Below are 8,353 nucleotides of genomic sequence, written 5' to 3' on the forward strand. Positions count from 1 at the left end.
TTGTAACAGGGAACCCGCGCGTCAACCGCCATACCTTACCTGTTGCCGGATTCTGGTATTGAGGATAACAACATGACACAGGTTCAGAGCGGCATTCTGCTGGAGCACTGCCGTTTCGCCATTTTTATGGAAGCCACCGTACAGGGCGAATTCGCCGACTTGCGCCAGGGCTGCAAACAGTTTTGTCAGACGCTGAGCGAGCTGCAGCAGCAGTTTCCCGATGCGCGCCTCGGCGCGGTGATCGCCTTCGGCTATGACGTTTGGCACGATCTTTCCAACGGCCAGGGCGCGAAAGAGCTGAAGCCGTTCACGCCGCTCGGCAAAGGGCTGGCACCGGCCACCCAGCGCGATATGCTGATCCACATTCAGTCGCTGCGTCACGACGTCAACTTCACGCTGGCGCAGGCGGCACTGGCGGCGTTCGGCAACGCCATCAAGATTGAAGAAGAAACCCACGGTTTCCGCTGGGTGGAAGAGCGCGATCTGAGCGGTTTCATCGACGGTACCGAAAACCCGCAGGGCGAGCAGCGCCCGGCAGTGGCGACGATCGCCGAAGGCGAAGAGGACGCAGGTGGCAGCTACGTGCTGGTGCAACGTTACGAGCACAACCTGCGCCAGTGGCAGCGCTTTACCACCGAACAGCAGGAGCAGATCATCGGTCGCACCAAGCAAGACAGCGAAGAGCTGCCGGCCGATCAGCGCCCGGATACCTCGCACGTCAGCCGCGTCGATCTGAAAGAGAACGGCAAGGGCCTGAAAATTCTGCGCCAGAGCCTGCCTTATGGCACCGCCAGCGGCAAGCATGGCCTGTTCTTCATCGCCTATTGCGCACGCCTGCACAATATCGAGCAGCAGCTGCTGAGCATGTTCGGCGATCTGGACGGCAAACGCGACGCGATGCTGCGTTTCAGCCGTGCGGTTACCGGCAGCTACTACTTTGCGCCATCGCTGACGCGCCTGCTGTCACTTTGACGCCGTTGCCGAAGCCGGCGCGCCCGGCTTCGGCCCGTTTTCCCGCCCCGAAAACGCCTCGCATTCCCTGCCTTATAGCGTTTGATGCTTGTAAATCACTAAACGGTATATAAAAGCGTTACAGCTCCGCACCGAGTTATAAATACACTGGTCGTCAATAAGGCGAAAGCCTGAAGGAATGACTCAGTGATAAGGTGCAGAATGAAACAAAACCGGGTTAAAAATCTCGTGCTGAAAGGTTGGCTGGCGGCTGCGCTGTTGGCGAGCGGCGCCGCGTCGGCGGCGGAATTGCTGAACAGCTCTTATGACGTTTCCCGTGAATTGTTCGTCGCGCTGAATCCCGGCTTTGAACAGCAGTGGAATCAACAGCATCCGAACGACAAGCTGACCATCAAACAATCGCACGCCGGTTCCTCCAAGCAGGCGCTGGCGATCCTGCAGGGCCTGCGCGCCGACGTGGTGACGTACAACCAGGTGACCGACGTGCAGATCCTGCACGATCGCGGGCAGCTGATCCCGGCGGACTGGCAGGCGCGCCTGCCGAACAACAGCTCGCCGTTCTATTCCACCATGGCGTTTCTGGTGCGCAAGGACAACCCGAAGGGCATCCACACCTGGAACGATCTGGTGCGCGACGACGTGAAGCTGGTGTTCCCGAACCCGAAAACCTCCGGTAACGGCCGTTACACCTATCTGGCCGCCTGGGGCGCCGCCAATCAGGCCGACGGCAACGATCCGGCCAAGACCCGCGCCTTCATGACCCGCTTCCTGAAAAACGTGCTGGTGTTTGATACCGGCGGCCGCGGCGCGACCACCACCTTCGTCGAGCGCGGCTTGGGCGACGTGCTGATCAGCTTCGAGTCCGAAGTGAACAACATCCGCAAGCAGTACGGTGAGGACAAGTACGAAGTGATCGTGCCGCCGGTCGATATTCTGGCGGAGTTCCCGGTGGCCTGGGTCGACAAAAACGTCGAGCGCAACGGTACCGAACAGGCGGCCAAAGCCTATCTGAACTATCTCTACAGCCCGGCGGCGCAGCAGGTGATCACCAGCTTCTACTACCGCGTGTATGACCAGAAAGCGATGGCGGCGGCGAAGGGGCAATTCCCGGACACCCAACTGTTCCGCGTGGAAGACCAGTTCGGCGGCTGGCCGCAGGTGATGAAAACCCACTTCGCCACCGGCGGCGAGCTGGATCAGCTGTTAGCGGCAGGGCGCAAGTAAATGTTGGCGTTGTCGTCCAGTAAGCGGGTGCTGCCCGGATTTGGCCTCAGCCTCGGCAGCAGCCTGTTTTATACCTGTTTGATCCTGCTGTTGCCGCTCACCGCGCTGGTGATGCAGCTGGCACAGATGAGCCTGGCGCAATACTGGGAAGTGATTTCCAACCCGCAGGTGGTGGCGGCGTATAAAGTGACGCTGCTGGCGGCCGGCGTCGCCAGCCTGTTTAATGCGATGTTCGGCATGCTGATGGCCTGGATCCTGACGCGCTACCGTTTTCCCGGCCGTTCGCTGCTGGACGGCCTGATCGATCTGCCGTTCGCACTGCCGACCGCAGTGGCCGGCCTGACGCTGGCGGGGCTGTTTTCCACCACTGGCTGGTACGGTCAGTGGCTGGCGCACTTCGACATCAAGGTCACCTTTACCTGGCTTGGGATCGCGGTAGCGATGGCGTTCACCAGCCTGCCGTTTGTGGTGCGCACCGTGCAGCCGGTTCTGGAAGAGCTGGGGCCGGAATACGAAGAGGCGGCCGAGACGCTGGGCGCCACGCGCTGGCAGAGTTTCCGCCGCGTGGTGTTGCCCGAGGTGGCACCGGCATTGCTGGCCGGCACCGCCATCTCCTTTACCCGCAGCCTGGGCGAGTTCGGCGCGGTGATTTTCATCGCCGGCAACATCGCCTGGAAGACGGAAGTGACCTCGCTGATGATTTTCGTGCGTTTGCAGGAGTTCGATTACCCGGCGGCCAGCGCCATCGCCTCGGTGATCCTGGCGGCGTCGCTGCTGCTGCTGTTCAGCATTAACGTATTGCAAAGCCGCTTCGGCAGACGTTTGGGAGGAGGGCACTGATGGCCGATGTTTCCGCCTTCAACGGCGCCGAGCGCCCGCGCGTCAACTGGGGCAAGTGGACGCTGATCGCCATCGGCACGCTGTTCTCGGTGCTGCTGCTGCTGGTGGTGCCGATGATGTCGATTTTCGCCGAGGCCTTTTCCAAAGGGTTCGGCGCGATGTGGAGCAACTTGCTCGATCCGGACATGCTGCACGCCATTTGGCTGACGGTCTTGATCGCGCTGATCACCGTGCCGTTCAACCTGGTGTTCGGCACGTTGCTGGCGTGGCTGGTGACGCGCTTCACCTTCCCCGGCCGCCAGCTGCTGCTGACGCTGATCGATATCCCGTTCGCCGTTTCACCGGTGGTGGCGGGGCTGATTTACCTGCTGTTTTACGGCAGCAACGGCCTGCTGGGCGGCTGGCTGGATGCGCATAACATCCAGATCATGTTCTCCTGGCCGGGCATGGTGCTGGTGACCATTTTCGTCACCTGTCCCTTCGTGGTGCGCGAGCTGGTGCCGATGATGCTCAGCCAGGGCAGTCAGGAAGACGAGGCTGCCATTCTGCTGGGGGCGTCCGGCTGGCAGATGTTCCGCCGCGTGACGCTGCCCAACATTCGCTGGGCGCTGCTGTACGGCGTGGTGCTGACCAACGCGCGCGCCATCGGCGAGTTCGGCGCAGTGTCGGTGGTGTCCGGTTCGATTCGCGGCGAAACCTACAGCCTGCCGCTGCAGGTCGAGCTGTTGCAGCAGGATTACAACACCGTCGGCTCCTTTACCGCCGCCGCGCTGTTGACCCTGATGGCGATCGTTACCCTATTTTTGAAGAGCGCGCTGCAGTGGCGTCTGGAACGTCAAAACGCGCGTCTCGAGCGGGAGGAAAATCATGAGCATTGAGATTAACGGCATCAACAAGTACTTCGGTCGCACCAAGGTATTGAACGATATCTCGCTCGATATTGCTTCCGGCGAGATGGTGGCGCTGCTCGGGCCGTCCGGTTCCGGCAAGACCACGCTGCTGCGGATCATCGCCGGGCTGGAAAGCCAGAGCGGCGGCAAGCTGGGCTTCCACGGCACCGACGTCAGCCACATGCATGCGCGCGACAGGCGCGTAGGCTTCGTGTTTCAGCACTATGCGCTGTTCCGCCACATGACGGTGTTCGACAACATCGCCTTCGGCCTGACCGTGCTGCCGCGCCGCGAGCGGCCAAACGCCGCGGCGATCAAACAGAAAGTCACCCAGCTGCTGGAAATGGTGCAGCTGGGCCACCTGGCCAACCGCTATCCGTCTCAGCTGTCCGGCGGCCAGAAACAGCGCGTGGCGTTGGCGCGCGCGCTGGCGGTGGAACCGCAAATTCTGCTGCTGGACGAACCGTTCGGCGCGCTGGATGCGCAGGTGCGCAAAGAGCTGCGCCGCTGGCTGCGTCAGCTGCACGAAGAGCTGAAGTTCACCAGCGTGTTCGTCACCCACGATCAGGAAGAGGCGATGGAAGTGGCCGACCGCATCGTGGTGATGAGCCAGGGCAATATCGAACAGGTCGGCTCGCCGGAAGAGATTATGCGCGAACCGGCCAGCCGCTTCGTGCTGGAGTTCATGGGGGAAGTGAACCGCCTGAACGGCGAAATTCGCGGCTCCCAGCTGTTCGTCGGCGCGCACCAGTGGCCGCTGTCGTTCCAGCCGATGCACCAGGGCAGCGTCGATCTGTTCCTGCGTCCGTGGGAAATGGAAGTGGCGACCGAAAGCAGCGAGCGTTGCCCGCTGCCGGTGCAGGTGCTGGAAGCCAGCCCGCGTGGCCACTTCTGGCAGTTGACGGTGCAGCCGATCGGCTGGCATCAGGAGCCGATCGGCGTGGTGTTGCCGGAAGGCAATCCAACCCCGGTGCGCGGCGGCCGTTATTACGTCGGCAGCCTCAATGCGCGGCTGTATGCCGGCGATCAACTGCTGCAACCTGTTGCGTTAGCCAAAAGCGCCTGATAGGTTTTAGCTGCCCTTTTCTTCAAGGCAACCCCCGGGTTGCCTTTTTACTTTACGCACATCAACACAGGCAAAGATCGTGACAACGCTCGAACAATGCATCGGGAACACCCCGCTGGTACAACTGCAACGGCTGGCCGCCCAGGCGGGCAGCGAGGTATGGGTCAAACTGGAAGGCAATAACCCGGCGGGATCGGTGAAGGATCGCGCTGCGTTGGCGATGATCCAGCAGGCGGAGCTGCGCGGCGAGATCAAGCCCGGCGACGTGCTGATCGAGGCCACCAGCGGCAATACCGGCATTGCGCTGGCGATGATCGCCGCGCTCAAAGGCTATACGCTGAAGCTGTTGATGCCGGAGAACATGAGCCTGGAGCGGCAGGCGGCGATGCGCGCGTACGGCGCCGAGCTGATCCTGGTCAGCCGTGAGCAGGGGATGGAAGGGGCGCGCGATCTGGCGCTGGAGATGCAGCGTCAGGGGCAGGGCAAGGTGCTGGATCAGTTCAACAATCTCGACAATCCCTACGCCCATTTCACCACCACCGGCCCGGAGATTTGGCGCCAGACCGAAGGACGCATCACGCACTTCGTTTCCAGCATGGGCACCACCGGTACCATTACCGGCGTGGGCGGTTACCTGAAGAGCCAGAATCCGCAGGTGCAGATCATCGGCCTGCAGCCGGCAGAAGGCAGCAGCATCCCCGGCATTCGCCGTTGGGCGCCCGCTTACCTGCCGGGCATTTTCCGCCCGGAGCTGGTGGATCAGGTGCTGGATATCGAGCAGCGCGATGCCGAGCAGACCATGCGCCAGCTGGCGCAGCGTGAAGGCATCTTCTGCGGCGTCAGCTCCGGCGGCGCGGTAGTCGGCGCCCTGCGCGTCGCGGCGGCCCACCCCGGCAGCGTCGTGGTGGCGATCGTCTGCGATCGCGGTGACCGTTACCTCTCCACCGGCGTGTTCGACTGAATGTGCCCTCCCGGCGGCGCGTTCCGCCGGGAAAACCCTTCTCACTTTCCTTTTGACCGACCGCATAGCCGGCCCGCCTGGGCGGTGGCCGGAGCCTGTCTGCACGCCAATACCCTGACAGAAGTAGAGAAATCGCGCGACAGCAGCCACAATAACGGTGGCGAGACGCGAACCGCGATGTGTAAGGATTGAGTAAAACCGGCTGCGGGCCGGCGGAATTGGCGGGAAAATAACGAAAATCGGTGAAGGAGCAAGGCATGAAAATTTTACTGGTCGACGATGACCTGGAGCTTGGCACCATGCTGAGCGAATACCTGACGGGCGAAGGCTTCGACGCCACGCTGGTGCTGACCGGCAAGGCGGGGGTAGAGGGCGCGCTGTCGGGCGACTATACCGCGATGATCCTCGATATCATGCTGCCGGACATGAGCGGCATCGACGTGCTGCGCGACGTGCGTAAAAAGAGCCGGCTGCCGATCATCATGCTGACCGCCAAAGGCGACAACATCGATCGGGTGATTGGCCTGGAGATGGGCGCCGACGATTACATGCCCAAACCTTGCTACCCGCGCGAATTGGTGGCGCGTCTGCGCGCGGTGCTGCGCCGTTTCGAAGAGCGGCCGCAGGAGGCGGACGACGAAGCCGCCATCAGCTTCGGCGAGCTGACGCTGAACCCTTCAACCCGCAGCAGCGAATGGCGCGGTAAGGCGTTTGATCTGACCGCTTCGGAATTCAATCTGCTGGAGCTGTTGCTGCGCGCGCCGGATCGCGTGGTGTCGAAGGATGAATTGTCCGAGAAGGGGCTGGGGCGCCCGCGCGAGGCCTATGATCGCAGCGTGGACGTGCATATCAGCAATATCCGCCAGAAGCTGAGCGCGCTGGCCGGTAATACGCTGAGCATCGAGACGGTGCGCAGCATCGGCTATCGCATTCGGTAACCTGACATGCGCGGAAGACTGTTCTGGAAAATTTTGCTCGGCTTTTGGCTGACCTTCCTCATCATGACGCAGGCCCTGTGGGTGGCGTTTTCTTTGTATGGCGACCGCTATGTGCCGCCGGAGAACGCCATGGCGCGGCGGGTCATCGGCCTGCAGCTGACCTCGGCGGCTACCCAGTTGCGCAGCGGCGGCATGCCGGCGCTGGAAGCCCTGATGCGCGATTGGCCCGAGGACGACAGGCGTTTGCTGTCGGTGACGCCGATGATCCAACCGCCGCCGCCCGCGCCGGAAGAACCGGTATTTGAAGGGCGGCGGATGCCGAAGGAAATCTCTGCCTGGGTGCAGACCGGGGAAGGGCAGGGATACTGGCTGAGCTATAACGTGCGCGGGCTGCGGGAAGAGTATCGGCCGGAGCGGCGTTCCCATTTCTTCAACATTCCTGCGCCGATGCTGTGGGTCGGCGGGCTGGGCGGTTTGCTGTTCAGCGCCGTGCTGGCCTGGAACCTGACCCGGCCGATGCGTCAGCTGCGCGGTGGCCTGGATCGGGTGGCGCAGGGCGATCTGTCGGTGCGGCTGTTCCCGAAAATGCGCCGCCGTCATGACGAGCTGTCCGACGTGGCGCGCGATTTCGACACCATGGCTGAGCGGCTGGAGCTGCTGGTCAGCGCCCGCGAGCAGTTACTTCATGACGTTTCGCACGAGCTGCGTTCGCCGCTGGCGCGCCTGCAGCTGGCGATCGGCCTGGCGCGGCAGAATGCCGGCAACGTCGAAACTTCGCTCAAGCGCATCGAACACGAGTCGGGGCGGCTGGATAAGATGATCGGCGAGCTGCTGGCGCTGTCGCGCGCCGAACACAGCAGCCTGCCGGACGAGGAGTATTTCGATCTGTACGGCCTGGTGGATGCGGTGGTGAGCGATGCACGCTACGAGGCGCAGGTGCCCGGCGTGGATATCGTGCTGCAGGCCGAGTCGGACGTGGAGTACACCGTCAAGGGCAATGCGGAGCTGATGCGGCGAGCGGTGGACAACATCGTGCGCAATGCGCTGCGCTTTTCCAGCCACGGCCAGCGGGTGACGGTGGCGCTGACGCGCGTTGATAACCAGTTCCAGATCGCGGTCAGCGATCAGGGGCCGGGAGTCGAGGAGGCGAAGCTGTCGAGCATTTTCGATCCGTTCGTGCGCGTGAAGTCGGCGCTGTCGGGCAAGGGTTACGGCCTGGGGCTGGCGATCACCCGCAAGGTGGTGCTGGCGCACGGCGGCCAGGTTGAGGCGCGCAACGGCGATAAAGAGGGGCTGGTCATTACCCTGCGTATCCCGCGCTGGCCGTCATAACGTAGCGAAATCGGGATACTACGAAGGAGATAAAAATAACGGCGCCGAGGGCGTAATGCTTGTCAGTTAAGCTTTTGAGGAAGCCGCAACGTATAACGTTGCGGCTTCTTTTTTACTGCCCGCGGGTAAT

The 8,353-nt window shown here is 62.4% G+C and carries 8 protein-coding genes; all 8 read left to right on the forward strand.

Features of this window, described 5'->3' with window-relative positions:
• The first annotated feature begins 72 nt into the window (after positions 1–72).
• The 8 genes from AC4PR2_RS24115 (at position 73) to AC4PR2_RS24150 (ending at position 8,223) form a co-directional block, all read left to right on the forward strand.
• A complete protein-coding gene (locus AC4PR2_RS24115; protein ID WP_060419825.1) occupies positions 73–972 on the forward strand; it encodes a Dyp-type peroxidase in 900 nt (299 codons plus the stop codon).
• A gap of 201 nt (positions 973–1,173) precedes the next feature.
• Entirely contained in the window at positions 1,174–2,196 is a 1,023-nt protein-coding gene (locus AC4PR2_RS24120) for a sulfate ABC transporter substrate-binding protein (RefSeq protein ID WP_047730138.1), read from the forward strand.
• Positions 2,197–3,036 carry a sulfate/thiosulfate ABC transporter permease CysT gene (gene cysT / locus AC4PR2_RS24125; RefSeq protein ID WP_346420561.1) on the forward strand — a complete coding sequence of 280 codons (840 nt, stop codon included), beginning with the start codon at positions 2,197–2,199 and terminating at the stop codon, positions 3,034–3,036.
• Positions 3,036–3,914, forward strand: coding sequence for a sulfate/thiosulfate ABC transporter permease CysW (gene cysW, locus AC4PR2_RS24130; protein ID WP_492175573.1), 879 nt, complete (start codon positions 3,036–3,038; stop codon positions 3,912–3,914). Before cysT ends, cysW begins: the two co-directional genes overlap by 1 nt.
• A complete protein-coding gene (gene cysA / locus AC4PR2_RS24135; protein ID WP_060419829.1) occupies positions 3,904–4,992 on the forward strand; it encodes a sulfate/thiosulfate ABC transporter ATP-binding protein CysA in 1,089 nt (362 codons plus the stop codon). Before cysW ends, cysA begins: the two co-directional genes overlap by 11 nt.
• 79 nt (positions 4,993–5,071) lie before the next feature.
• Positions 5,072–5,953: a cysteine synthase CysM gene (gene cysM / locus AC4PR2_RS24140; protein ID WP_197780183.1), complete on the forward strand. Its 882-nt coding sequence runs from the start codon at positions 5,072–5,074 to the stop codon at positions 5,951–5,953.
• A 257-nt stretch (positions 5,954–6,210) separates the two neighbouring features.
• Complete coding sequence (locus tag AC4PR2_RS24145) at positions 6,211–6,891, forward strand: response regulator transcription factor (protein WP_038881296.1); 681 nt, start codon at positions 6,211–6,213, stop codon at positions 6,889–6,891.
• A 6-nt stretch (positions 6,892–6,897) separates the two neighbouring features.
• Positions 6,898–8,223 carry an ATP-binding protein gene (locus AC4PR2_RS24150; protein ID WP_197862207.1) on the forward strand — a complete coding sequence of 442 codons (1,326 nt, stop codon included), beginning with the start codon at positions 6,898–6,900 and terminating at the stop codon, positions 8,221–8,223.
• Positions 8,224–8,353: the final 130 nt, after the last annotated feature.

It is taken from the genome of Serratia sp. A07 (assembly GCF_058725505.1).

Coding starts and splice junctions, on each gene's coding strand:
- AC4PR2_RS24115 (WP_060419825.1), top strand. CDS start 73: ATGACACAGGTTCAGAGCGGCATTCTGCTGGAGCACTGCCGTTTCGCC.
- AC4PR2_RS24120 (WP_047730138.1), top strand. CDS start 1,174: ATGAAACAAAACCGGGTTAAAAATCTCGTGCTGAAAGGTTGGCTGGCG.
- cysT (WP_346420561.1), top strand. CDS start 2,197: ATGTTGGCGTTGTCGTCCAGTAAGCGGGTGCTGCCCGGATTTGGCCTC.
- cysW (WP_492175573.1), top strand. CDS start 3,036: ATGGCCGATGTTTCCGCCTTCAACGGCGCCGAGCGCCCGCGCGTCAAC.
- cysA (WP_060419829.1), top strand. CDS start 3,904: ATGAGCATTGAGATTAACGGCATCAACAAGTACTTCGGTCGCACCAAG.
- AC4PR2_RS24145 (WP_038881296.1), top strand. CDS start 6,211: ATGAAAATTTTACTGGTCGACGATGACCTGGAGCTTGGCACCATGCTG.
- AC4PR2_RS24150 (WP_197862207.1), top strand. CDS start 6,898: ATGCGCGGAAGACTGTTCTGGAAAATTTTGCTCGGCTTTTGGCTGACC.